This window comes from Embleya sp. NPDC055664, assembly GCF_053618075.1.
Genome location: NZ_JBSHGZ010000024.1, coordinates 106,185 through 129,227, shown reverse-complemented (window position 1 = coordinate 129,227; position 23,043 = coordinate 106,185). Strand labels below are relative to the sequence as shown.

The following is a 23,043-nucleotide window of genomic DNA, read 5'->3' as shown; positions in this document are numbered from 1 at the left end:
CCACTCCGGCGGCGGCGTCCTCGGCGACCTGCGGGTGGTCCGCGAACGACGAGACGGTCGGCCCGGGGGCCGGGTCAGGCAGGGGTCACAGTTTGAATGCCCTTCGTGGGTTGACCGTGACCAGGTCCACGGCCGTTTCCATCGCCTCGTCCTCGTCGAGTCGGTGTTCGGCGACCAGTTCGGCGAGGTAGCCGCAGTCCAGGCGCCGTGACATGTCGTGGCGGGCGGGGATCGAGCAAAAGGCCCGGGTGTCGTCGACGAAGCCGGACGTCCGGGCGAATCCCGCCGTCTCGGTGACCGCGCGGCGGAATCGGCGGATGGCGTCGGGGGCGTCGAGGAACCACCACGGGGCGCCCGCGTAGACCGAGGGGTAGAAGCCGGCCAGCGGGGCGATCTCCCGGGTGAAGACGGTCTCGTCGAGGGTGAACAGGATCAGGTGGAACCCTTCGGCGGTTCCGTACCTGTGCAGGAGCGGACGCAGGGCGTCGGTGAACTCGGCGCGTAGCGGGATGTCGTGGCCGGTGTCGGGGCCGTACCGGTGGTGGGTGGGCTCGTGGTGGTTGCGGCGCACGGACGGGTGCAGGGTCATCACGAGGCCGTCGTCGCAGGACATGCGGGCCATCTCCAGGAGCATGTGCCGACGGAAGGCGACGCCTTCGGCCTCGCTCGCCGTGCCCTGTAGGGCGGCCCGGTAGATGCGGGCGGCCTCGCCGTGGGTCAGCGGTTCGGTGCCCACGTCCGGGTGACTGTGGTCGGCGGAGGTGGCGCCGTGTGCGATGAAGTGGCGTCGTCGGTCCTCCAACGCCCGGATGTAGCCGTCGTAGTCCGAGGTGTCGGTGTCCGCGGCCTCACCCAGGCGCGCCACGGCCGCCGCCCAGCCCGCACCGGGTTCCAGGTAGCGGTCGGGGCGGAAGGTGGGCAGGACCCGCGCCGTCCACTCGGGGTCGGCGGCCAGTGCCCGATGGGCCGCCAGATCGTCGGCGGGGTCGTCGGTGGTGGCCAGCACCTCGATGCCGAAGCGGCGGAACAGCGCCCGCGGGTGGTAGGCCGGTTCGGCCAGGCGCGCGGCGATCGTGTCGTAGATCCGGTCGGCCGTGGCCGCGGCGGGGCGTTCGGTCACGCCGAAAATCTCGACGAGTTCCGCATCCATCCAGTAGCGGACGGGGGTGCCCCGGAAGGCGGTCCAGTTCTCACACATCGCGCGCCACGCCCGGCGGGCCTGCGGTTCAGGCAACGGCCCCTGTCCCACCCCGAGTTCGTCCAGCGAGACGCCGCAGGCGTGTAGCAGGCGCGTGACGTAGTGATCGGTGGAGATCAGCAGGCTCGCCGGATCGTTGAACGGCTGGTCGTCGACCAGCAGGCGAGGGTCCACGTGACCGTGCGGCGACAGGATCGGCAGGTCGCGAACGGCTTCGTAGAGCCGGCGGGCGACGGCGCGTGCGGGTGCGTCGACGGGCAGGAGCCGGTCGGGATGGAGTGAGGAGGGCATACCCGAATCGTCGTCCGTGGCCGAAGAGCACGGCAATCGGTTGTCATGTGTTGCCGCGAGGCGCGGCCGGCTCCCGGCCGACCTCTACGATGCCGCGCCGGCCGCCGGCGTGACGGGTGCCGCGATCTGCGCGGCCAGGTGCCCGGCCCCGAAGCCGTTGTCGATGTTGACGACCGCGACCCCGGGGCTGCACGCGTTGAGCATGGACAGCAGCGGCGCCAGGCCGCCGAAGGCCGCTCCGTACCCGACGGAGGTCGGCACCGCGACGACCGGTGCCGCGACCAGCCCCGCCACCACGCTGGGCAGCGCGCCGTCCATGCCGGCGGCGACCACCACGACCCGGGCGGAGCGCAGCAGGTCGAGCATGCCGATCACGCGGTGCAGTCCGGCCACGCCCACGTCCACGGCCAGCTCGCAGCGCCGGCCCAGATAGCGGGCGGTCAACTCGGCCTCCAGCGCCACCGGGAGGTCGGAGGTGCCCGCCGCCAACACCACCACGAGACCTCCCTGCGGAGCGGGCGGTACGGGCGGCCACACGAGCAGCCGTGCCTGCGACTCGTGCCGGGCGTCGGGCAGTTCGGCGAGCACCGCCCGCGCGTGCTCGGAACCGGCGCGGGTGAACAGGGCCGGGCCTCGGCCGTGCTCGCGCAGCTCGGCGGCGATCGCGCCCACCTGCTCCGGGGTCTTGCCCTCGCAGAAGATCGCCTCCGGATATCCCCTGCGGTCGATCCGCTCATGATCCAGACGTGCAAACGATTCGGTCGTTTCAGCCATGGCGAACTCCGATCAGGGACAACGTGAAGGCACCCGATTGTTGGCCCGCGAGGTCGACGGCGACCATCCGGAACCCGGCGTCGCGGACCACCGCCAGAGCCGCCTCGCGCAGGTCGCCCGCGAGCGGCGCGATCTCGGCGACGGGCACCTCGATCCGGGCGACATCGCCGTGGTGGCGAACCCGGCAGTCGCTGAACCCCAGCCCCCGCAGGCCCCGTTCGGCTGCCTCGACCTGGCCCAGCTTGTCCGGTGTGACCTCGCTGAAGTGCGGGATCCGCGAGGCCAGACAGGGCGCGGCCGGCTTGTCCGCGCAGGGCAGGCCCAGCGCGGCGGCGATCCGGCGGACCGCCGCCTTGTCCAGGCCCGCGTCGGCGAGTGGGCGCAACACCCGGTGGCGCACGGCGGCCTCGGCACCGGGGCGATCCACGCGCACCACGTCGTCGGCGTTCTCGCCGTAGGCGACGGCCGTCAGGCCGTGCGCCCGGACCACCTCGGCGGAAATGCGGGCGAACAACTCGTTCTTGCAGTGGAAACACCGGTCGGGGCCGTTGGCCCGGTACGCCGGCAGGTCGCCCTCACGGGTTTCGACCTCGACCACGCGCGCCCCGATCGTCGCGGCGACGCGCAGCGCCGCGGTGTGCTCGTCCGCGGCGAGGCTGGGCGAGACGCCGAGCACGGCGATCACGCGGTCGGCGCCCAGCGCGCGCACGGCCAGGGCCAGCAACACGGAGGAATCCACGCCCCCGGAGAAGGCCACCCCGAGCCGGCCGGGCGTGTGGAGCAGTGCGCCGACGCGGTCGACGGCCGCGCCGTCGGTGTCGGACAGTCCCGGGAGCATGACGTGCTTCTCCTGTTCGAGGTTGGTTCGCCGATGTGCCGCCGTCGGGTCCGCGGCGCAGGTCCGCAGCGCAGGTCCGCAGCGCATATCCGGGCGGCGCATGTCCACGCCGTCGACGACGACTTCGGTCAGCCGAGTTCCCAGGCCCGCGCGGTGAGCGCCTCGACCAGTTCGACGTCCCCGGTCAGGGCGGGATCGAGGAAGGCCAGCACCGCGGGCACGGCCTCGGCCGGTGATCCGGTGAGCACCGGCGCGGCGCCGTCACGTACCGGGATCCCGTTCTTTCCCAGCAGGTGCAGCATCCACGCGGCGATGACGCGGATCGCGCCGGGCGGCATCGCCCCGGAGGCCCGCTCCGCGTAGAGCGTCGGAAGTATGCGCACCGGGATCTTCTGGGCCCCGTCCTCGGCGATCTTGGCGAGGGTGTGCCGGATGCGCGGGTTCGCGAAGCGGTCCGTCAGCGCGTCCCGGTAGGTGGTCAGCACGGTTTCCGGAAAGTCCAGGTGGGCCGACGCCTCGTCCCACCATTCGCGCATCCACACCCGGCAGACCGGATCGGCCACGGCCTCGGCGACGGTGGCGTGCCCGCGCAGCGGTGCCGCGTACGCCAGCAGCGAGTGGGCGCCGTTGAGCAGCGACAGTTTGCGTTCCTCGTACGGCGTGACGTCGGCGACGAAGCGGGCCCCGGCGTCCTCCCAGCGCGGCCGCCCGGCCGGGAACTCGCCGCTGAGCACCCACTCGGTGAACGGCTCGGTGACGACGGGGGCTTCGTCGGCACGCCCGGTCGCGTCTCGCACGGCCGCCACGTCCTCCGGGGTGGTCCACGGGGTGATCCGGTCGACCATGGTGGCGACATACGAGGCGTGCGCGGCAGCCTCGCGCCATTCGGGGCGCCCGATCGTGTCCGCCAGTTCGCCGACCATCCGCGCGGTGACCTCGCCGTTGCCCGGCAGGTTGTCGCACGGCACGACGGCCACGGGGCCACCACCCGCGCGCCGCCTGGCGGCCAGCCCGGCCAGCAGCCGCGCGGCGACCGTCGACACCGGGGCCGTCGGATCGGCGCGCAGCGCGGCGATGTCGGCGCTCACATCGGCGCGTCGGGTGTCCAGGCCGCCTCCGAGCGCTCGGGCGTACGCCGCCTCGGTGACCGTCAGGGTGACCACGGCGAGTTCCGGCCGCCGCCAGTGGTCCAGCCACGCGGCATGGTCGCCGCCGGGGTGCGCCGAGGTGAGCGAACCGACCACCTCGAGGCGGTCGCGGTCGGGACCGCGGGTGACCAGCGTGTAGAGCCCGTCCTGGGCGGTCAGCCGCTCGGCGACCGTGGTGCTGCGCCCGGTGAACGCCGCGATCCCCCACCGGTCGGCGTCTCCGGCGTGCTCGGTGTACCAGGCCTGATGGGCTCGGAAGAAACCGCCCAGGCCGAGATGGAGCATGCGCACCGGCGCGGCGGGGCGTGCGTCGACCGCGCGGGACAGCAGTCGGGTCGTGGGGCGGGGGCTTGGCATGACGGCATGTTCGCCGCCGCCGGCTCGGCGCGGCAACCGGTTGCCATGTGTTGCCCCGGGCACTTGCACCACGTCGGACACCATGGTCCTCTGGCCGCCATGACAGCACAGATCGGTGGGCCGGGCACCGTCCTGCCCGAGGACCGGGTGCGAGCCTTCGTCGCCGAGCAACTGGCCGGCGAGGACCTCGACGGCCGGAGCGTTTGCCTGGTGGTACCCGACGGCACCCGCAGCTGCCCGCTTCCGCTGCTGCTCTCCGCGGTGCACGAGGCGCTGTACGGCCGGGTCTCCCGGTTGACGGTGCTGGTCGCGTTGGGTACGCACGCGCCGATGGGAGAGGCCGAACTGGCCGCCCACATCCCGCCGTTGCCCGGCATGACCGTACTCAACCACGAGTGGTGGGAGCCGTCGACGTTCGCCTCGGTCGGCACGATCGGCGCCGACCGGGTGGCCGAATTGTCCGGCGGGCTGCTGCGCCAAGAGGTCGACGTACGCCTGAACCGGGCCGTCGTGGAGCACGACGTGGCCCTGGTCGTCGGCCCGGTCTTCCCGCACGAGGTGGTCGGTTTCTCCGGCGGTGACAAGTACTTCTTCCCCGGCGTCGCGGGCGCCGACATCATCGACCTGTCGCACTGGCTCGGGGCCCTGATCACCAGTGCGGAGATCATCGGCACGCGCGGCATCACTCCGGTGCGCGCGCTGATCCACGAGGCGGCCGCGCTGATTCCGAGCCGCCGGCGCGCGTTGTGCGTGGTGGTCGAATCCGGCACCGGGGCGCTGCACGCGATGGCGTACGGAACCCCGGAGGCGGCGTGGTCGGCGGCGGCCGACGTGTCCGCGCAGGTCCACGTCCGCTACCTCGACGCACCCGTACGGCGGGTGGTGTCCGTGATCCCGGAGAAGTACGAGGACATCTGGACTGCGGCGAAGGGCTTCTACAAGCTCGAACCGGTCGTCGCGGACGGCGGCGAGGTCATCCTGTACGCGCCGCACGTGCGCACGATCGCCGCGATGCACCCGGAGATCGAGCAGATCGGCTACCACTGCCGCGACTACTTCACCAAGCAGTGGGACCGGTTCAAGCATCTGCACTGGGGCGTCCTGGCGCACTCCACCCACCTGCGCGGCGCGGGTACGTACGACGAAGAGCACGGCGAACGCTGCCGGTTGACCGTCACCCTGGCGACCGGCATTCCCGAGGACATCGTCCGCGGCGCGAACCTGGGCCATCTGGACCCCGCCGCGGTGGACTTCGCGGCGTTCGCGGCCGATCCGGACACCCTCGTCGTGCCGCAGGCGGGCGAGATCCTGCATCGGTTGCGCCCGTGAGGGCCGCGTGGATCGACGCGTCCGCCGGCATCGCCGGGGACATGCTGCTCGCCGCCCTCGTCGACGCCGGGGCCGCGTTGAGCACCGTACGCGCCGCGGTGGAGGCCGTGGTCCCGGGCGAGGTACGTCTGGAGCAAACGCAGGTCACGCGCGCCGGGATGCGGGCGACGCGGATCGACGTGGCGCCGAGTGCACACGACCACGCACACCGCACATGGCGCGACGTACGCCGCCTCATCGAGCAGGCTCCCCTGGCCGATCCGGTCCGCACGTCGGCACTGGCCGCCTTCGCCCGCCTCGCCGTCGCCGAGGCGCACGTACACGGCACCACCACGGAGGAGGTGCACTTCCACGAGGTGGGTGCCTGGGACTCCATCGCCGACGTCGTCGGGGTGTGTGCCGCGCTGCACGACCTCACCGTGACCGAACTGACGGCGGGTCCGGTGGCGTTGGGCTTCGGCCGCGTCGGCACCGCCCACGGCGAACTTCCCGTCCCGGCCCCCGCGGTGGCCGAACTCGCCGCCGAGTGGCAGGTGTTCGCGGGCGGCGAGGGCGAACTCGCCACTCCCACGGGCCTGGCGCTGCTCACCACGCTGGCTCGCGAGTGCTCGCCCCTGCCGCACCTGCGGCTGGAGCGCACCGGCGTCGGGGCCGGCAGCCGGGACATCCCCGGACGCCCCAACGTCACGCGCGTCTTCCTCGGCACCCCGGTCCCCGCCGCGAGCGTCGACGCCGCCGCGGACGCCGCCGAAGCCGTCGTCCTGGAAACCAACATCGACGACCTGGACCCGCGCGCGTGGCCCAGCGTCCTGGCCTCCCTCATGGAGGCCGGCGCCTCGGACGCCTGGCTGACCCCCATCCTGATGAAGAAGGGCCGCCCCGCACACACGCTCTCCGTGCTGTGCCCACCACAGGGCGCCGAACCCCTGCGTGACGCCGTCTTCCGCCTCACCACCACCCTGGGCGTCCGCGAACGGCCGGTCCGCAAAACCGAGCTGCAACGAGGCTGGATGCACGTGGACGTGCTCGGCGATCGCCTCCCGGTCAAGGTGGGCCACCGCGGCGGCAGAATCCTCCAGGCGACGCCCGAGTACGCCCCCGCCGCCGCCCTCGCCGCCCGGCTCGGCCTTCCCGTGCACGTCGTCCTCGCCGCCACCACCACCGCCGCCCACCGGGCGGCCCTGACCACCGGCGCCCCCACTCCGCGCACGCTCGCCCCCGAACCGGCCTGAACCCGGGGCGCCGCCGCGCGGTGGGTGGCGGCGACGAAACGGGGTACAGTGCGCTGCCTCCCACCATCCCGTGGGCGGTCACGGCATCGTCCGACCACCGGTGTCGCCGCCCCGGACGTGGGGTTTTCCCGCGAGAACGGAAGTGAGATCGGGTGAGCGAGCGTGACGGCGCACCGAGCGCCCCGAGCGCCCCGAGCGCACCGACCGGCGGGAAGGCGCCGACGATCTACGACGTCGCCCGGGCCGCGGGGGTGGCCGCGTCCACCGTGTCCCGGGCGTTCGCCCGGCCCGGCCGGGTCAACGCGGCGACCGCGGAGCGCATCCGGCGGGTGGCCGCGGAGCTGGGCTACCGGGTCAATCCGTTGGCGTCGGGGCTGCCCACCGGCCGCACCTCGATGCTCGCGCTGGTGGTCTCCGACGTGACCAACCCGTTCTACGCCGAGATCATCCGGGGCGCCGAGTCGGCCGCCGCCGAGGCCGGGTTCGTCCTGCTCCTGATCGATGCCCAGGAGAACGACCGGGTGGAACGCGCCAGTCTGGAAAGGGCGTTGCCCGCCGTCGAGGGACTGGTCCTGGCGGGTACCCGGCTGTCGGACTCGGCCATCCGGATGACCGCCAAGCAGCGGCCGGTGGTCGTGCTCAACCGGGATGTCGCCGACGTCCCCAGCATCACCCTCGACAACCCGCACGGCATGCTCGTGACCGCGGAACACCTGGCCCGGTTGGGTCATCGCACGGTGACCTACGTGGCCGGCCCGGAGGCCTCGTGGGCGGACGGGATGCGGTTGCGGAGCCTGCGCGAGGCGGCGACCGGGCTGGGCCTGCGGGTGCAGCGTGTGGGCCCGTTCGCGCCGACGGTCGCGGGCGGTCGCGAAGCCGTCGACGCGCTCCCCGAGGACCTGCCGACCGCCGTCGTGGCGTACAACGACCAACTCGCGATCGGGGTCGTGCTCGCCCTCCAGGCGCGCGGCGTGCGAGTGCCCCGGGACGTCAGCGTGGTCGGCTTCGACGACATCTTCCCGACGCGCATCGTCCGGCCCGGACTGACCACCGTCGCCGCCCCGCTGCGCGCCCAGGGACGGGCCGCCGTCGACGCGCTGCTGTCCTCGCGCGGCAAACCGGCACCGCGCACCGGCAAGCCGATGACCCTGCCGGTCAAGCTGGTCGTCCGCGACTCGACGGCCCGGGCCCGGCGCGGCCCGCGGCCGAGCGGATAGAGCGGTACGCGGTCCCGGAGTCGGCTACCGCCGTACGTCGTGGGCGGCGGGAGCGACCTCGGCGAGCCACGCGTCGGCGATCAGTCGGTGTCCCAGCGGGCTCGGATGCACTCCGTCCGGGGCCAGCTCCGCCGATTCCCGCTCCTGCGCCGCGCGGGGCAGCAGGAGGTCGGCGCGAACCACCTGGGCCGCATTGCGCGCAGCCGCCCGCAGCACGGCGTCGGTGCGCGGTGACAGGTCCTCGAACCAGCGTTCCTGGTCCGGCCCGACCGGGAGCAGGAACGGGGTGATCACGACCAGCCGCGCGGAGGACTTCCGCGCGGTGGCCGCGAGCAGCCGGTCCAGGCATGCCTCGAACTCGTCGACCGGGCTCAGGAGGTCGCGGTCGTAGCGTCGCCAGGTGTCGTTGATGCCGATCTTGACCGTGACGACCGTGGGCCGGTGGTCCAGGACGTCGGTGCTCCAGCGGGATTCGAGGTCGTACACGCGGTGGCCGTTGATGCCCCTGTTGACGACGCGAGGCCCGGGTCCGTTCTGCGCCCGCTCGCGCAGGGTCCGGGCGATCTCGTGCACGTATCCCCCGCCGAGCGACGTGGGGTCCGTGCGGTCGCGGCCCGCGTCGGTGATGGAGTCGCCGATGAACAGGAGCGTGTCGTCGTCCTTGAAGTGCATGCCTGCCGTCCTGGCGTCGATGGGTGGCGGCCCGGCGGGACATCCCACGCGTGGCCCGCCGGATCACAGTCTCGACCATGTCGGGTCGAGGGGTTCATCCTGCCGCGCGCCGCAGCGTCTCGGCCTCGCGCGCCAGCACCGCGGGGTCGTCGCCGGGGACGAACTCCAGGAGTGCCTCGATGCCCCGGCCCGCCTGTAGACCCAGGGCCGCGACCCACAGGTCCCGGCGATCCGCGAGCGGCAGCCGGTTGTTGCCCGGCCACCACGAGAAGACGTGCACGGCGGTGACCCGGTCGCCGAGTGCGACGAGCCCGGCCAGCGCCTCCTCGTCGGGGGCGTTCTGTGGCGGCTGCCAGTACGTGCGGACGTTGTCGGCGTCCACCTCGTCGAGCAGCCGAATGGTCGAGGCGACGGTGTCGGTGAGTGTGTTGCCGTGGAATTCCGTCGCGAGTTCCAGGCCGTGGTCGGCGGCGATCCGGGCCGCCTCCCGCAGGCCGCGCACGGTGGTGTGCCGCTCGTCGGGCCGGGCCTCCCGCGATCCGGTCGCGCCCGCCCAGACCCGTATCCGGGGTGCCCCGAGCAGCACGGCGGCCCGGGCGACGGCGGGGAATCCGGCCAGTTCGGCGGGAGTGGCGCGAAAGTACGAGCCGTACGAGCAACACACCAGCCCGTGGCGGGCGGAGACCTCACGGACCGCACGGACCGCGCCGGGCCGCTCCGCCGGCGCGTGCACGTCCGCGCCCCACTCGATCACCTCCAGGCCCGCGTCGACCGCGAGGCGCACGACCTCGGCGGCGGGCAGCCGGCGGAAGGTGACCGAGCACAGGCCCGGACGGATCCGCCCGGCGTCCGACGCGGCCGACGGGCGGAGCGGGGGGTGGTCCGCCGCGCTCCGTTGGCTCTCCTCGGTCATGGCCCTGCCTTCCTGCGGTCGGCCTGTGAGTGGTCTGCGGGGTCCGAAGCGGTCCGCCCGGACGGGGCCGGGCGGACCGCTTCGCAGAGTCGGGCGCGGTCGGTTGCACGAACCGGTCGGGTGTCCGGTGCCCCGTCACCGCCGGTCGCTCAGGGAGCGTTCGGGCCCACGTCCGCGGCGGTGAGGGGGTGCCGGAGTGCGGGCGCCGTCGAATACTCGTCGGCACCGATGTCCCGTACGCTGCCGCGCTGGTCTCCGTCGATGTCGTCGGCCAGGGTGATGTTCAGCGTGGCCGCGCCGATCGCCGGGCTGCCCGCCGTCAGTCGCGACACACCGTCCGTGCCCTGGGCGAGCAGCGGGTCGGCCCGGGTGAAACCGCCGGCGGGGATGTTGCCGTTGCCGGCCCCTCCCCACAGCAGGTTGCTCTTCCAGGTGAAGCCGGTGGTGGCTCCCATGGCCACGAGGTCGCCGGAGTCGCCGACCAGCAGGTTGTCGGCGATGGTCACGTTCTGCGGTTCGAACGCCCGCGTCTCGCCCTCCAACATGCCCGCGTTGTTGAGCAGCGTGTTGTGCGCAATCACCGCGCGGTCGCAGGCGTCGTTGCCCCGCCGCTGGGTTTCCGTCTCGCTCGGGGTGTGGTCCCGGGTGCTGCCGCTGCCGACCACCAGGGCGCGGCCGGACAGATTGCTCAGGTAGTTGTTGACGATCACGTGGTCGTTGCCGTAGATCCGCACCCCGTCGACGCCGCCGATGAGGTAATTGCCCTCCACCGTCGAGCCGTTGCCGTGGCGCAGCACGATGCCGCCCTTGCTGTCCCGAATGGTGTTGTATCGGATGGTGTTGCCCGAGGACTTCACCGAGATGGCCTCGGGGTCGCCGTTGCAGCGCTCGAACAGGTTGTACTCGACCTTTCCGCCGGCGTTCGCCAGGGCCTTGCCGCTGACGCCGAAGCGGATCGGCTCGCCGCCGTTGTCCCCGGTGAAGCTGTGGTCGGAGAAGTGGTTGCGGAAGATCTGTACGTTCTGCGCCATGTCGGTCTTGTTGGGACCGTCGACGACGACGAAGATGCCCGTGGTGGTCTTGTTGTGGAAGTGGTTCCGGTCGATCTTGGTGTCGTTCGCCCGCACGACGACCCAGTACGGGTCGCCGTTGTCCGCGAACTGGAAGTCGTTGCGGGTCAGCCGGATCGCCGGGCAGTTCGTCGGGATCTCCAGCGTGGTGCTCTGCCGGAAGGCGAAGCCGCTGATCACGATGTTGGTCGAATTGCTCAGTACGAAGCTGCGTTCGCCCCGCAGCACCACACCGCCGCGCGTCTTCGACACGATGGTGATGGGTGCGGCGCTCGTGCCGTTCTTGCCGGAGATGGTGATCGAGCCGCCAGTGGGGACCGTGTAGGTTCCATCGGCGACGACGATCCGGTCACCGGGCGCGGCGCCGTTGATCGCGCTCTGGAGCGCCGCGAGGGAGGCGACCGGGATGTCGGCCGCGGACGCGCTGCCCGACAGTGAGGTGGTGAGGGGTACCGCGGCGAGTGCGGCCACGGCGGAGCCTTTGAGGAACGTGCGTCGTTGCATGATGCCTCCTGCGTCGAAGTGGGCGGGCGGGTCGCTCAGTCGGCCAGGGGACCGACGTCGGCGGGGGTCAGGGGGCCACACTTCGGCGCCCGGCGGAAGTATTCGTGCGCGCCCACGTCGGGCGTCCTGGTGCGGGGCTGTCCGTCGATGTCGTGCGTGATGCGCGGCCGGCGCGGCGTGCCGCCGTCGATCGCCGGGCTGCCGGCGGCCGGGCGGGCGATGCCGTACGCGTCCTTCACCAGCTTCGGGTCGACCCGGGTTCCGCCGCCGGCGGGGATGTTGCCGTCCGCGGCGGCGCCCCACAGGAGATTGCCGGACCAGGTGAAGCGCACGGTGTTGGCCATGGCGACCAGTTGGCCCGTGTCCGCCACGAACAGGTTGTCGGCGACGGTGACATCGCGCGGCTCGTGCGGGCGCTGGCTCTCGCCGGAGATCGTGCCGCCGTTGTTCACCAGGGTGTTGTGGGCGATCAGGATGCGGTCGGGGGCGTCGTTGCCGCGGCGCGCCTCGGGCGTCTCGCCGGGCAGGTGATCGCGCTCCGATCCGCTGCCGATCACCAGGGCGCGCCCGGCCAGGCCGGAGAGGTGGTTGTTGACGATCACATGGTCGTTGCCATAGATCCGCACACCTTCGGTGCCGTCGATGAAGTGGTTGGCCTCCACCCGGTTGCGGTTGCCGTGCCGCAGGACGATTCCGCCGAAACTGTTGCGGATGGTGTTGTGCCGGATGGTGTTGTCCGAGCTCTTCACCGAGATCGCCTCGGGGTCCCCGTTGGCCCGCTCGAACAGGTTGTACTCGACGATCGCGTGGGCACTGGACAGGGCCCGGGGGCTGACGCCGAGCCGGATCGGTTCGCCGCCGTTGGAGCCGGTGAAGGTGTGGTCGGAGAAGTAGTTGCGGTACACGTGGACGCGCTGGGCCATTTCCTCGGTGTTCGCGCCCTCGATGCCGAGGTAGATGCCGAGGGTGCTCTTGCCGTGGAAGTGGTTGTGGTCGACGGTGCTGTCGTCCGCGCGCACCATCACCCAGTGCACGCCCTCGATGTCGGCGAGGTGGATGTCGTTGCGGGTGAGCCTGATGTGCGAGCAGTCCGGTGGTATGTCCAGCGTGTTCCGCTGCCGGAAGGAGAAGCCGCTCAGGGTGATGTGAGTGGACGCTTCGAAGACGAAGCTGTGTTCGCCTTCCAGGACGACGCCGCCCTGCGTCCGGGCCTCGATGGTGATCGGCGCGAACCCGATGCCCTGCTTGTTCCGAATGGTGAGCGGGCGGTCCGAGGGGACGGTGTAGGTCCCGTCGGCCACCACGATCCGGTCGCCGGGTCGTGCCCGGTCGATCGCGGCCTGCAGCTCGTCCAGTGTGCGGACGGCGCCGCGGGCCGCGCTCGCGCTCGCGGTCAGCGCTCCGCCGACGGGGGCGGCGGCCAGCGCCACCCCTGCCGCGGTACCCATCAGGAACGTGCGGCGTTGCATGGTGCCTCCGTGAGGATGTGGTGGAGGTACGGACGGTGTTGCGGCTGGTGATCAGCCGGCGATCGGGGTGTCCCCGGTGGTGTCGTCGGCGTCCCGGGGCGCCTGGGCGTCCAGGAACAGTTCGATGACGGGTACGGGGGTGTCGGGGCGCCCGACCGGGATCTGGAGGGTGAGCGTTCCGGCGGGCTGGCCGCCCATCTCGGTGTTGACCGCGGGCCGGTCCGGGTCGATGTGGACCGGGATGATCTCGGACGCGTCGTTGAGCAGTTGGGCGTAGCGCACCCGCCCGGCCAGGCCGGGCAGGTGCAGGTGACGCGGCGGCCAGGCGAACAGGTGCACGTAGAGCCGGTCGCCGCGTTGGGTGTACCGGCATTCGGCGGGGGCGGTGTACGAGGAGGGGCCGCAGCCGCGGATCGACCGCTCGTGCAGCCGCGTCCACCGGCCGATCTCGTCGAGGATGGCGGTGTCGCGCGGGTCGAGCGCGCCGCGGCCGTCGGGCCCCACGTTGAGCAGCAGGTTGCCGCCCTTGGACACGCCGTCGACGAGCATGCGGATCAGCAGGTCGGGGCTCTTGTGGTCCAGGTTGTCCCGGTCGTAGCCCCAGCTGCCGTTGAGCGTCTGGCAGGCCTCCCAGACCACGGGTCGCCCATTCTCGGTCATCGGGCCGGACGGCTGGTACTGCTCGGGGGTGACGAAGTCCCCGGGCAGGCCGGTCCGGTCGTTGACGAGGACGTGCGGCTGCAGTTCGCGAATCGTCTTCAGGAGTTGCGGGGAGTCCCAGTCGTCGGGTCCCTTGCCGCCCCACCAGGCGCGCCCGACGTACGAGAAGTCGAAGAACAGGTAGTCGATCCGTCCGAACGAGGTCAGCAGTTCACGCACCTGGCCGTGCAGATAGCGCTGGTACTCGCGGATGTCCCGGTCGGCGTTGGCGGCCTTGAACGCCTCGTCGTCGCGCTGCGGGTGGGTGCCGTCCACCGGGAAGGACGGGTGGTGCCAGTCGATCAGCGAGTAGTAGAGGCCGACCTTGAGCCCCTCGGCGCGGCACGCCTCGACGAACGGCCCCACGAGGTCGCGGCCGTACGGGGTGTTGGTGACCTTGTACTCGGTGAGGGCGCTGTCCCACAGGCAGAAGCCGTCGTGGTGCTTGGTGGTGAGCACGACGTAGCGCATGCCCGCGGCCTTGGCCGTCCTGGCCCACTCGACGGGGTCGTAGCGGTCCGGGTCGAAGTGGTCGAAGTAGACCTGGTACTGCTCGTCGGTCAGTTCCTCCCGGTTCTTGACCCACTCGTGCCGTGCGGCGAGGGAGTACAGACCCCAGTGCACGAACATGCCGAACCGGGCGGTGGTGAACCAGTTCGTCTCCGGGCCTGCCTCGGGATCCGGGGTCGCGGACGAATGCGCCTGCGGGGTGTCAGCGCTCGCGGTCATGGGGAATCGCTCTTTCTCGTCGGCCGTCGGCGCGCGCCGGCTTTTCGTGCGCGTCGGGCTGGTCGTACGGGAGGGGGGTGGGGAACGGGGCCGACGGGTGTGCGGGTCAGCCCTTGAGTGCCCCGGAGGACAGGCCGCTGACGAAGGACCGCTGGAAGAACAGGAAGACGATCACCGAGGGCAGCAGCGCCAGCAGCGAGGCCGCCATCACCACGCCGGGGGTCACGGCCGGGTCGATCCGCAGGGTCCGCAGCGCCAGTGGCAGCGTGTACGAGGAGGAGTCGGTGGCCACGAGCAGGGGCAGCAGGTACTGGTCCCAGATCATGGTGAAGCCGAAGACCCCGATGACGCCGAGCGCGGGCTTGCACATCGGCAGGATGATCTGGGCGAAGATCCGGAAGTCCCCGGCGCCGTCGATGCGCGCCGCCTCCTCGAGTTCGCGCGGCACGTCCTTCATGAACTCGGTCATCACCAGGATGGAGAACCCCCAGGCGCCCAGCGGAACGATCATTCCGGCGAGGGTGCCGATGAGGTTGAAGTGCACGACCGGCAGGTCGGCGAGCACGACGGACAGCGGGATGGCCAGGATCTCCTCGGGCAGCATCAGCGTCGCCAGGATGGCGACGAACGCCAGCGTCATGCCGGGGAAGACCTTCCTGGCCAGCGCGTATCCGGCCAGGACGGAGACGGACACTTGGAGCAGCAGCCCGAAGCCGACGACGAAGAAGGAGTTCAGCAGATACTTGAGCACCCCTTGGTCGAAGGCGATGCTGAAGTTGTCCAACGTGAAGCCCGAGGGCACGATGCTCAGCTGCGTCGGGTCCTTGATGTCGCCGAAGGCGCCGACGAGCAGGGCCAGCAGCGGACCCGCGAACATGGTCAGGACCAGGAGGTAGACGACGGCCTTCAGGATCCGTCCGCCGATGCTGCGGCTCTCGGTCAGGCCCAGCGCGGTTTCGGTCGACTCGCTCACTTGCTCTCCCTCCGCCGCAGCAGTTGGACGATGATGGTCAGGATCAGCGTCGCCGCGAACAGCAGGACCGCTCCCGCCGCGCCGACTCCGAGCCGGTTCTGCTCGAGTCCGAGCTTGTAGATGAGGGTCATGACGACCTCGGTGGAGCCGTTGGGCCCGCCGTTGGTCAGCAGGAACACCTCGGTGAACACGCGCAGTCCGCGAATGGCGGCGAGGATGAACAGGATCGAGAACACCGATCGCAGCCCGGGCACCGTCACATGCCGCACCCGCTGCCACCGGGAGGCACCGTCGACCCTGGCCGCCTCGTACAGACCGCGGTCCACACTCGTCAGACCGGCGAGGAAGATCATCATGTCGTAGGGGGCGCCGCGCCAGATGCCGGTGACCATGATGGATGCCATCGAGGTGTCGGGGTCGTTGATGAACCCCGACGGGCCCATTCCCGCCAGAGCGAGAATGGAGTTGAGCATGCCGTCGCCGGTCGGGTGGTACATGATCCGCCACAGTTCGGCGACGACCGCCATCGGCACCACCACCGGAAGGAACGCGGCGGAGCGCACGAATCCCAGCCGGCGGCTCTGCCCCTCCATCAGCAGGGCCAGTGCGAAACCGAGCGCCATCGCGCCGAAGGTCTGGCCGACGGCGAGGACGATCGTGTGCCACACGGCCTCGCGGAAGCCGTGGGACTGCAACACCGTGCTGTAGTTCTCGGTGCCGACCCACCGGTTTCCCAGGTAGGGCTGAACGTCCTGGAAGGACATGGTCACCGCGTTGACCATGGGAATGAACTTGAAGTACAGGGAGAGGATCAGCGCCGGGGCCAGGAACAGCCAGGGCGTCCACCACCGCCCTCCCCTGCGGCCGCGGACCCGGCGGTCGGCGGCCCCGCCGCCCCAGCGACCCACTTTTCGCGGGGCGGGGCCGGTCGCCGGCAGGGCGGCCGGATCCGCCTGGTCGAGGCTCATGACGCGGCGATCCCCTGCTCCTTGAGGATGTCGGCGAGCTGCTTGTCGAGCTCACGCAACTTGGCGTTGATGTCGAGGCCGCAGTCCGCCATCAGCGCGTTCACCGCGTCCGCCGTCACCTGTCGCACCGGCGTCCAGTTCGGGATGGACGGCGCGTAGCGGCCGGAGTCCTGATACGCCTGGGCGTAGGTCTTCCAGCGCGGGTCGGTGCGGATCTGGGCGATGTCCACGTTGGTGTTGACCGGAATCTGCACGGTGTAGCCGGTGGTGCCCTCCATGCCCTTCTTCTGGCCCTCGACGGAGACCGCGAAGGCGGCGAAGGCGTCCTGGCCGGCGCGGTTGTCGGAGCCGGCCATCAGGTAGACGGAGCTGCCCTCGGCGAGGACGGTGGCGTCCTTCGGCCCCTTGGGCATCGGCACGACCTCGTACTTGTCCGCGCCGAGCGACTTGTCGAAGCGCGGCAGCAGGTACGGGCCGACGACGTACATCCCGGCCTTGCCCGCCTCGAACGTCTCGTTCGTCGGCGGGGTGTCCATGGTCACGGCGCCGGGCTGGATCGCCTTGCTCTTGCAGCCGAGGTCACGGAACCACTGCATGGCCTGCACCGATGCAGGGGTGGTCATGGCCGGCTTGTACTTGCCCTTGCCGGTCTCGGTGATGAAGTCGCCACCCGCGGCCCAGAGGAAGTTGGAGAAATACCAGGAGGCGTAGCCGCGCTTGGTGGACAGCGGCGCGGCGAGCCCGGCGGTGTTGTTCTTGCCGTCGCCGTCGGGGTCCTGGGTGGTGAAGGCCGCGGCCATCGCGGCGAACTCGTCCCAGGTCCGCGGGGGCTCGAGCTTGAGCTTTTCGCGCCAGTCCTTGCGGATGAGCAGCGCGGACGCCTGCGCGGAGATGGGCAGGCCGAACTGCTTGCCGTCCAGGCTCTTCCCGGACTGCAGTCCCTGAGCGATGATCTGGGCGCTGTCCTTGATCTTGCCCATGTCGATCTCGCGGAGCAGACCCTGGCTGTGCATGGTCCCGATCTGCGTCGCGTCGTTCATGACGATGTCGGGAAGCTTCTTCTGGGCGGCGCGCTGCTGCAGTTTGGTCTCGAAGTCGTCGAAGATGGCCGTGACCTCGACCTTGAAGCCCGTGGCCTTCTCGAAGGCGGCGGCCAGCTCCTGCGCACCCTTCTCGCCCGGTCCGCCCGGCGTCGTGCGGGTCCAAAGCTCGAGAGGCGCCTTGGAGTTCTGCTTGGCATCCACTCCCGCAGGCCCGGATGTACAGCTGGTGAGGATCAGGGCGGAGGCGAGGGCCCCGACACCGATCCATCGCGATCTTTGCATGACTACTCCTGTTTTCGCCGGATCGCAGTGGCCTGGAAAGCGCTTGCTGGGACGGTAACGGGGTCCGATTCGCCGGTCAATAGTCCGATGAATACAAGAGGTTTCAGCGGCCGACGAGAACACTCGTCCGGCGCGCTCCCGCACCGGCTCCACGTGATCCGACGGGCGGTAGAGACGGCCTGGCACCGGTGGATGGGCGCTTACGCGTGGATTTTGGGCATCGACGGGAACGGCGAGTAGTCGTCCGAGTCGAGAAGTTCGAGCAGTCAAGGTCACAGCGATGACATTTCAATGATCCGATGTATGGTTTCCGTGAGCTTCAGGCCGGACAACACCCGGGCCGGCCCGCGCCGAACCCGGGCCAGGCCGTACCAATCGCGACATTCAGTCAGACGTTTGCCACCGCATCCGAGCAGGGACCGCCGATCGTCCGGCTGTCGGTCCACCATCGGACAGGCCGAGGAGACCGACCCGCCATGAACGAACCGGCCACCGTACCGACAGCGCTGTTGGTCATGGAGGAAGCACGCCGGGCCGACGTCTACCCGCCCGAAGTACTGGCCGGGCTCGGCCGGCTCGTGCACTGGCAGGGTCCGCCCCTCACCCGGCAGGAGTTGGCCGCGGACCCGGATGTGCTGCGGGACGTCGACCTTCTGCTCACGGGCTGGGGTGCACCCGTCCTGGATGGCGCCCTCCTGTCACATGCCCCACGGCTGCGGGCGGTTCTCGTCGCGGCGGGATCCGTCCGGCATCTGACCACACCCGCCTTCTGGGGCCGCGGCATCCCGATCGTCTCGGCCGCCGCGGCCAATGCCGTTCCGGTGGCGGAGTTCACCCTCGCCCATGTCCTCCTCGGACTGAAGCAGGCCCACCACATCGCGCGGGAGGTGGCGCACAACCGCCGCTTCCCCACCAATCCCGACGTCCCGGGCGCCTACCGGTCACGGGTGGGCCTGTTGGGGCTCGGGCACATAGGCCGGCTGGTCGCCGCCCACTTGGCGCGCTTCGACGTCGAGGTGCTCGCCACGGATCCCATCGCCTCCTCGGACACCGCCGAGCGCGCGGGAGTCCGGCTGGTCTCCATCGACGAACTCTTCGCCGGCTGCCATGTCGTCAGCCTCCACGCGCCGCTGCTGCCCGAGACCCGCGGCTCGATCGGGGCACGGCTGCTGGGCTCCATGCGGCCGGGCGCGACACTGATCAACACCGCGCGGGGCGCGCTGATCGACGAGACCGCCGCCACGGAGGTCCTGCGGGCCAGGCCCGACCTCACCGCCGTACTCGACGTCACGCACCCCGAGCCCCCGGCCGCCGACTCGCCACTGTTCACCCTTCCCAACGTCGTTTTGACACCGCACCTGGCCGGCGCCATGGGCGCCGAACGCCACCGCCTCGGACAGCTCGTGCTCGAGGAAGTGCGCCGCTTCACCGAGGACCGGCCGCTTCGGCACGCGATCGACCCCGCCCACGCCGCGTCGTTGGCCTGACCGCGCGGTCGGGCACTGCCGGGCGCGGTCGGGTCGGGCACTGCCGGGCCCGGCCCGACCGCGCGTCAGGCCACCTTGCGCAGCCACTGCTCGACGCCCGCGATGTGCGCCGTCGACCACGCCCGCGCGGCCTCCGCGTCGCCGCTCTCCAGCGCGTCCACGATCGCCTGGTGCTCGCGCACCGTACGCTCCCACGAACCACTCTGGGTCAGGCCGCGCCAGTGCCGGGCGCGCATCGTGGGACTGGACAGCGAGTCCAGCAGCGAGCACAGCACGGGATTGCCGCTGAAGCCCGCGATCGCCTGGTGGAAGCGCAGATCCTGCTCGATCAGTTGCTCGGTGGTCGGCTGCGGCTCGTCGACCTGCGCGAGGCCGCGCAGCTCGGCGATCCCCGTGGCGTCGATCCGGGCCGCGGCGAGCGCGGTCGCGGCGGGTTCCAGGATCCGTCTGACCTGGAGGAAGTCGAGCACGCTCTTGTCGTGGTGGAAGTCCACGACGAACGCGATCGCGCCCATCAACAGGCCCGGTTCCAGACTGGTCACATATGTGCCGTCGCCCTGGCGTACGTCCAGGATCTGGATCAGCGACAACGCCTTGACCGCCTCGCGCAGCGAGTTGCGCGACAACCCCAGCTTGGTGGCCAGGTCCGCCTCTTTCGGAAGCTTGTCGCCGGGCCGCAGCTCCCCGGAGACGATCATCTCCTTGATCCTGTCGATGGCCTCGTCCGTCACAGCCATGCCGATGATCCTTCCAGAGGTCCGATGACTTCCAGTATGACGGCCGGGCGCACCGGAAAACAGGGCTGGTCGGACCGCCACCCATCGGCCGCTCGCGGCGTCGTTCCTACACCCTCGGGCCCTCAGCCATCCGATCTCCCGGGACCGTTCCGGGAACGGCTCCCGTCGACGGCGCCGGATGCGCGGAACCCGACACGGCGAACGAGGCCGCGGCGGGGGCCGCGGCCTCGTCTGGGGAACGGACGTCGGGTGCCTGTCGTCGGATGCCTATCGAGGTGCGTTCGGCATCACGGGCAGGTCGGGTCACCGGGCTGGGCCGGGACGCTCACCGCGTTCCAGGCGGCCTTGGTCTTGTTGAACAGGCCGCAGGTGGAGTCGAGCGCCTTGGCTGACTTCAGGGTCGCGGTGCGGTACTTCTTGTAGGTCATGCCGCTCGTCTTGAGCAACATGCCGCCGTAGAAGATCTTGCCCGCGGTCTGGATTCCGGCGCCCGTGAGTTGCGTGTTGTTGCAGGTCGGGCTGCTGGGCTTGCCGCCGCCGGGGTTCGTGCCCTCGGCGAGCAGGTAGAACCAGTGGTTCAGCGGCCCGGCCGCCGCGTGGGTCTCGGTGCCCGGGATCGAGGCGCTGTAGCAGTTCGGGTTGTTGCTGATCTGCGAGGGGTTGTACATGTTGCGGATCGGGCCGTTGCCGACCAGGTTGACCGTCTCGCCGACCAGGTAGTCCGGGCGGTCGTAGGGCGAGGGCTCGTTGGTGTACGCCTCGGTGAGCGCGCCGAAAATATCGCCGGTGCCTTCACCCAGACCGGCCTCGGAGCCGGCGCCGCCGGGGGTGAACTGGTCTATGCCGTGCCCGAATTCGTGGCCCACGACGTCCATGGACGCGATCCACTGGTTGCTCTGGTTGTGGCCGATCTGGATCTGCGAGCCGGTCCAGTAGGCGTTGACCGCGGGCAGCCCGACGCGGACCGGCCAGCTTCCGCCGGTGCCGTTGTGGCCGTTGCGGCCGAGCCAGTCGCGGAGCATGTTCCATTCCTTCTGCGCGGCCCACAGGGCGTCCACGCAGCCGGTCTCCTTGCTCGCGGCGTTGCCGTTGCCCCAGGTGTCGGTGGCCTTGGTGAAGACGCCGCCGTTGTAGTCGGAGCAGGACAGGCCGGGCCGGGTCAGGTCGGTCATCTTGTAGTTGCCGGCGCTGCCGCTGGTGGTGATCGTCAGCGGGTTGGGGCCGTTCCACTGGCTGGTGCCGGTGCCGCCCTTGACGTCGTCGTAGGAGTCGAGCAGCTGCCCCGAGCGGGCGTCGACGAAGACGTGCAGCCGACTGGGCGCGGTGTCGGTGTTGCCGATCAGCACGGTCTCCCAGGCCAGGTTCGCGCCACCCTCCCGGACCCGGACGACCAGGCGTCGAGAGTCGACCTTCTCGACGACCTTGAGCTGCGCACGCGAGACGTTCTCGGCCGCGTCCTTGCCGACCGTCGGCTTGACGGGGACGTCGATCCGCTGATCGGTGGCCGACTGGGCGGCCCGGACGGTGCCGTTGCCGTCGGCCAGTACCGCCGCGCTGCCGCCGACCACGGGCAGCCCGCGGTAGGTGCGCTCGTAGGCCACGGAGTACAGGTTGTCGACCCACGGGGTGACCTGCTGCCGCACGTAACTCTCGTCGGGGCCCTTGGCCAGGACGTCCAGGCCGCTCGCCGCGGCCCGGTCGGCGGCGGACACGGCCGCCGCCAATCCGGGCGCGGGCGGAGGCGTCGCCGCGTTCGACTGGGAGGTACCGACCACGAGGCCGGCGAGTAGGGCCAGGACCGACCCGACCGTCACCGTGCTGCGTTTCATCGAGGCTCCTTGGATGGAGGACAGGCCTCGACCACGAGTCCGACTCGCGCCGGCCCCGCGAGGTGAACGGAACCGACCGTCAGGTGCGTCGGGTTCGTGCCCGAGCGAACGAAACGCTCACACAGGCACAAGTCGACCGTCAATAAAACGCAACCGGCACGGCACAATCTGTCAAAAACCCCGCACCGGCCCCAACGACCCCCATCAACTACCCGCCCACAAAGCCGAGTCGACCCGAACGCCGACCCGAACGCGGCATGGCGTCAGGCGCCGGGGTCGGGTTTCGTGGGTTCGGGGAGATGGGCGCGGACCGCTTCCAGTTGTGCGGCGAATGCCAAACCCAGGAACAGCGCGATCGAGGTCAGGTAGGCCCACAGGATCAACGACACGAACGCGCTGAGCGGCCCGTACACCGAGTCGAACGAGCCGCTGAAGCGGACGTACAGGCCCAGCAGCCACGTCAGCAACACCCACAACGCCACGTACACCGCCGCCCCGAACGCCAGCCACGTGAAGCCGGGTTGGCGACGGCGCGGCGACCACCGGAACACCGCGGACGCCGAGAGCAGCGCGAGCACGATGCCCACCGGCCAACGCATCGTGTTCCCCAACGTTTGCTGGGTGTCGCTCCAGCCGTAGACGTCGCCGGCCGCTCCGACGATGTCGCGGCCGGCCACGGTCAGCAGTACGCCGAGACCGATCGGGATGCCCACCACGAGGGTCATCACCGCGGCGCGGCCGTACTTGCGCAGGAACGGGCGGTCGCGTTCCACGCCGTAGATCCGGTTGGCGCCCCGCTCGATCTGACTCATCGCCGTCGCGACGTTGACCAGCGCGAACAGCAGCCCCAGGGAGAGCGCTGCCGCGCTGCCCTCACCCGCGTCGCGCAGCGTGTCCTGCACGACGGCCGAACTGGGGCCGGTGGACAGCCGACCGAGGACCGACGAGACGAACATGCCGAATTTGTCCGTGTGCAAGACCCTGGACAGACCCACGACGGCGATCGCGAACGGCAGCACCGACAACACGGCCTGGAGCGCGAGCGCACGCGAGTGCGTGAACCCGTCCGCGTACCGAAAGCGGATGAACGCGTTCTTGACCAGCGTCCACCCGCCGTACCGACGCAGCGTCGCCCACGCCTCGTCGGCCGACAACTCCTCACCCTTCATGTCCCGCGTCTCCGGAACCCGCATCGCTGTGCCCATGGGCGACTTCTGCCCGACGACCGCGAATACAGCGCAAAAACCGAAGAGTTTCGGATCACCACCCCCTCCCGACAACTTC

At 70.8% G+C, this 23,043-nt stretch carries 19 protein-coding genes; 4 read left to right on the top strand and 15 right to left on the bottom strand.

Annotated features, from left to right (window positions below; all coding sequences use genetic code 11):
* Nucleotides 1–85: 85 nt before the first annotated feature.
* The 4 genes from uxaC to ACWGR4_RS31475 all read right to left on the bottom strand — a co-directional run bounded on the left by uxaC (nt 86) and on the right by ACWGR4_RS31475 (nt 4,606).
* A complete protein-coding gene (gene uxaC, locus ACWGR4_RS31490; protein ID WP_452130833.1) occupies nt 86–1,489 on the bottom strand; it encodes a glucuronate isomerase in 1,404 nt (467 codons plus the stop codon).
* Nucleotides 1,490–1,573: 84 nt separating this feature from the next.
* Nucleotides 1,574–2,263, bottom strand: coding sequence for a nickel pincer cofactor biosynthesis protein LarB (larB, locus tag ACWGR4_RS31485; protein WP_452130832.1), 690 nt, complete (start codon nt 2,261–2,263; stop codon nt 1,574–1,576).
* Nucleotides 2,256–3,203, bottom strand: coding sequence for an asparagine synthase-related protein (locus ACWGR4_RS31480; protein WP_452130831.1), 948 nt, complete (start codon nt 3,201–3,203; stop codon nt 2,256–2,258). The genes larB and ACWGR4_RS31480 overlap by 8 nt, the downstream gene beginning before the upstream one ends.
* 26 nt (nt 3,204–3,229) lie before the next feature.
* Nucleotides 3,230–4,606: a mannitol dehydrogenase family protein gene (locus ACWGR4_RS31475; RefSeq protein ID WP_452130830.1), complete on the bottom strand. Its 1,377-nt coding sequence runs from the start codon at nt 4,604–4,606 to the stop codon at nt 3,230–3,232.
* 99 nt (nt 4,607–4,705) lie between these two features.
* Here ACWGR4_RS31475 and ACWGR4_RS31470 point away from each other — a divergent pair, with 99 nt between their 5' ends.
* The 3 genes from ACWGR4_RS31470 to ACWGR4_RS31460 all read left to right on the top strand — a co-directional run bounded on the left by ACWGR4_RS31470 (nt 4,706) and on the right by ACWGR4_RS31460 (nt 8,384).
* Entirely contained in the window at nt 4,706–5,935 is a 1,230-nt protein-coding gene (locus tag ACWGR4_RS31470) for a lactate racemase domain-containing protein (protein WP_452130829.1), read from the top strand.
* On the top strand, nt 5,932–7,167 hold the full coding sequence (larC, locus tag ACWGR4_RS31465) for a nickel pincer cofactor biosynthesis protein LarC (RefSeq protein ID WP_452130828.1): 1,236 nt from the start codon (nt 5,932–5,934) through the stop codon (nt 7,165–7,167). The genes ACWGR4_RS31470 and larC overlap by 4 nt, the downstream gene beginning before the upstream one ends.
* A 152-nt stretch (nt 7,168–7,319) precedes the next feature.
* Nucleotides 7,320–8,384 carry a LacI family DNA-binding transcriptional regulator gene (locus tag ACWGR4_RS31460; protein ID WP_452130827.1) on the top strand — a complete coding sequence of 355 codons (1,065 nt, stop codon included), beginning with the start codon at nt 7,320–7,322 and terminating at the stop codon, nt 8,382–8,384.
* Between the two features lie 24 nt (nt 8,385–8,408).
* On the opposite strand, the gene ACWGR4_RS31455 is transcribed toward ACWGR4_RS31460, so the two are convergent.
* The 8 genes from ACWGR4_RS31455 to ACWGR4_RS31420 form a co-directional block, all read right to left on the bottom strand.
* Nucleotides 8,409–9,056: an SGNH/GDSL hydrolase family protein gene (locus ACWGR4_RS31455; RefSeq protein WP_380006341.1), complete on the bottom strand. Its 648-nt coding sequence runs from the start codon at nt 9,054–9,056 to the stop codon at nt 8,409–8,411.
* Between the two features lie 94 nt (nt 9,057–9,150).
* Nucleotides 9,151–9,969, bottom strand: coding sequence for a sugar phosphate isomerase/epimerase family protein (locus ACWGR4_RS31450; protein ID WP_452130826.1), 819 nt, complete (start codon nt 9,967–9,969; stop codon nt 9,151–9,153).
* A 149-nt stretch (nt 9,970–10,118) separates the two neighbouring features.
* Nucleotides 10,119–11,543 (bottom strand): chondroitinase-B domain-containing protein, encoded by a 1,425-nt coding sequence (locus ACWGR4_RS31445; protein WP_452133872.1) that lies wholly within the window; start codon nt 11,541–11,543, stop codon nt 10,119–10,121.
* Between the two features lie 35 nt (nt 11,544–11,578).
* Entirely contained in the window at nt 11,579–13,012 is a 1,434-nt protein-coding gene (locus ACWGR4_RS31440; RefSeq protein ID WP_452133871.1) for a polysaccharide lyase 6 family protein, read from the bottom strand.
* A 51-nt stretch (nt 13,013–13,063) separates the two neighbouring features.
* Nucleotides 13,064–14,440, bottom strand: coding sequence for an alpha-L-fucosidase (locus tag ACWGR4_RS31435; RefSeq protein WP_380006329.1), 1,377 nt, complete (start codon nt 14,438–14,440; stop codon nt 13,064–13,066).
* A 106-nt stretch (nt 14,441–14,546) separates the two neighbouring features.
* Nucleotides 14,547–15,413 carry a carbohydrate ABC transporter permease gene (locus tag ACWGR4_RS31430; protein ID WP_380006326.1) on the bottom strand — a complete coding sequence of 289 codons (867 nt, stop codon included), beginning with the start codon at nt 15,411–15,413 and terminating at the stop codon, nt 14,547–14,549.
* Entirely contained in the window at nt 15,410–16,381 is a 972-nt protein-coding gene (locus tag ACWGR4_RS31425; protein ID WP_452133870.1) for a carbohydrate ABC transporter permease, read from the bottom strand. Before ACWGR4_RS31425 ends, ACWGR4_RS31430 begins: the two co-directional genes overlap by 4 nt.
* Nucleotides 16,378–17,706 (bottom strand): sugar ABC transporter substrate-binding protein, encoded by a 1,329-nt coding sequence (locus ACWGR4_RS31420; RefSeq protein WP_380006320.1) that lies wholly within the window; start codon nt 17,704–17,706, stop codon nt 16,378–16,380. Before ACWGR4_RS31420 ends, ACWGR4_RS31425 begins: the two co-directional genes overlap by 4 nt.
* A 476-nt stretch (nt 17,707–18,182) precedes the next feature.
* Between ACWGR4_RS31420 and ACWGR4_RS31415 the strand changes: the two genes are divergently transcribed.
* Complete coding sequence (locus tag ACWGR4_RS31415; RefSeq protein ID WP_452134282.1) at nt 18,183–19,193, top strand: hydroxyacid dehydrogenase; 1,011 nt, start codon at nt 18,183–18,185, stop codon at nt 19,191–19,193.
* A gap of 65 nt (nt 19,194–19,258) precedes the next feature.
* Here the strand turns inward: ACWGR4_RS31415 and ACWGR4_RS31410 are convergent, their stop codons facing one another.
* The 3 genes from ACWGR4_RS31410 to ACWGR4_RS31400 form a co-directional block, all read right to left on the bottom strand.
* Nucleotides 19,259–19,930: a FadR/GntR family transcriptional regulator gene (locus ACWGR4_RS31410; RefSeq protein ID WP_380006313.1), complete on the bottom strand. Its 672-nt coding sequence runs from the start codon at nt 19,928–19,930 to the stop codon at nt 19,259–19,261.
* Between the two features lie 287 nt (nt 19,931–20,217).
* Nucleotides 20,218–21,759 carry a M4 family metallopeptidase gene (locus ACWGR4_RS31405; protein ID WP_452132658.1) on the bottom strand — a complete coding sequence of 514 codons (1,542 nt, stop codon included), beginning with the start codon at nt 21,757–21,759 and terminating at the stop codon, nt 20,218–20,220.
* Between the two features lie 263 nt (nt 21,760–22,022).
* A complete protein-coding gene (locus ACWGR4_RS31400; RefSeq protein ID WP_452132659.1) occupies nt 22,023–22,964 on the bottom strand; it encodes a YihY/virulence factor BrkB family protein in 942 nt (313 codons plus the stop codon).
* Nucleotides 22,965–23,043 lie beyond the last annotated feature (79 nt).

What these genes read in the sequence shown, in the direction of transcription:
- uxaC (WP_452130833.1), bottom strand. Translation starts at nt 1,489, where the DNA reads ATGCCCTCCTCACTCCATCCCGACCGGCTCCTGCCCGTCGACGCACCC.
- larB (WP_452130832.1), bottom strand. Translation starts at nt 2,263, where the DNA reads ATGGCTGAAACGACCGAATCGTTTGCACGTCTGGATCATGAGCGGATC.
- ACWGR4_RS31480 (WP_452130831.1), bottom strand. Translation starts at nt 3,203, where the DNA reads ATGCGCCGCCCGGATATGCGCTGCGGACCTGCGCTGCGGACCTGCGCC.
- ACWGR4_RS31475 (WP_452130830.1), bottom strand. Translation starts at nt 4,606, where the DNA reads ATGCCAAGCCCCCGCCCCACGACCCGACTGCTGTCCCGCGCGGTCGAC.
- ACWGR4_RS31470 (WP_452130829.1), top strand. Translation starts at nt 4,706, where the DNA reads ATGACAGCACAGATCGGTGGGCCGGGCACCGTCCTGCCCGAGGACCGG.
- ACWGR4_RS31455 (WP_380006341.1), bottom strand. Translation starts at nt 9,056, where the DNA reads ATGCACTTCAAGGACGACGACACGCTCCTGTTCATCGGCGACTCCATC.
- ACWGR4_RS31450 (WP_452130826.1), bottom strand. Translation starts at nt 9,969, where the DNA reads ATGACCGAGGAGAGCCAACGGAGCGCGGCGGACCACCCCCCGCTCCGC.
- ACWGR4_RS31445 (WP_452133872.1), bottom strand. Translation starts at nt 11,543, where the DNA reads ATGCAACGACGCACGTTCCTCAAAGGCTCCGCCGTGGCCGCACTCGCC.
- ACWGR4_RS31440 (WP_452133871.1), bottom strand. Translation starts at nt 13,012, where the DNA reads ATGCAACGCCGCACGTTCCTGATGGGTACCGCGGCAGGGGTGGCGCTG.
- ACWGR4_RS31435 (WP_380006329.1), bottom strand. Translation starts at nt 14,440, where the DNA reads ATGACCGCGAGCGCTGACACCCCGCAGGCGCATTCGTCCGCGACCCCG.
- ACWGR4_RS31425 (WP_452133870.1), bottom strand. Translation starts at nt 16,381, where the DNA reads ATGAGCCTCGACCAGGCGGATCCGGCCGCCCTGCCGGCGACCGGCCCC.
- ACWGR4_RS31420 (WP_380006320.1), bottom strand. Translation starts at nt 17,706, where the DNA reads ATGCAAAGATCGCGATGGATCGGTGTCGGGGCCCTCGCCTCCGCCCTG.
- ACWGR4_RS31415 (WP_452134282.1), top strand. Translation starts at nt 18,183, where the DNA reads ATGAACGAACCGGCCACCGTACCGACAGCGCTGTTGGTCATGGAGGAA.
- ACWGR4_RS31410 (WP_380006313.1), bottom strand. Translation starts at nt 19,930, where the DNA reads ATGGCTGTGACGGACGAGGCCATCGACAGGATCAAGGAGATGATCGTC.
- ACWGR4_RS31405 (WP_452132658.1), bottom strand. Translation starts at nt 21,759, where the DNA reads ATGAAACGCAGCACGGTGACGGTCGGGTCGGTCCTGGCCCTACTCGCC.
- ACWGR4_RS31400 (WP_452132659.1), bottom strand. Translation starts at nt 22,964, where the DNA reads ATGGGCACAGCGATGCGGGTTCCGGAGACGCGGGACATGAAGGGTGAG.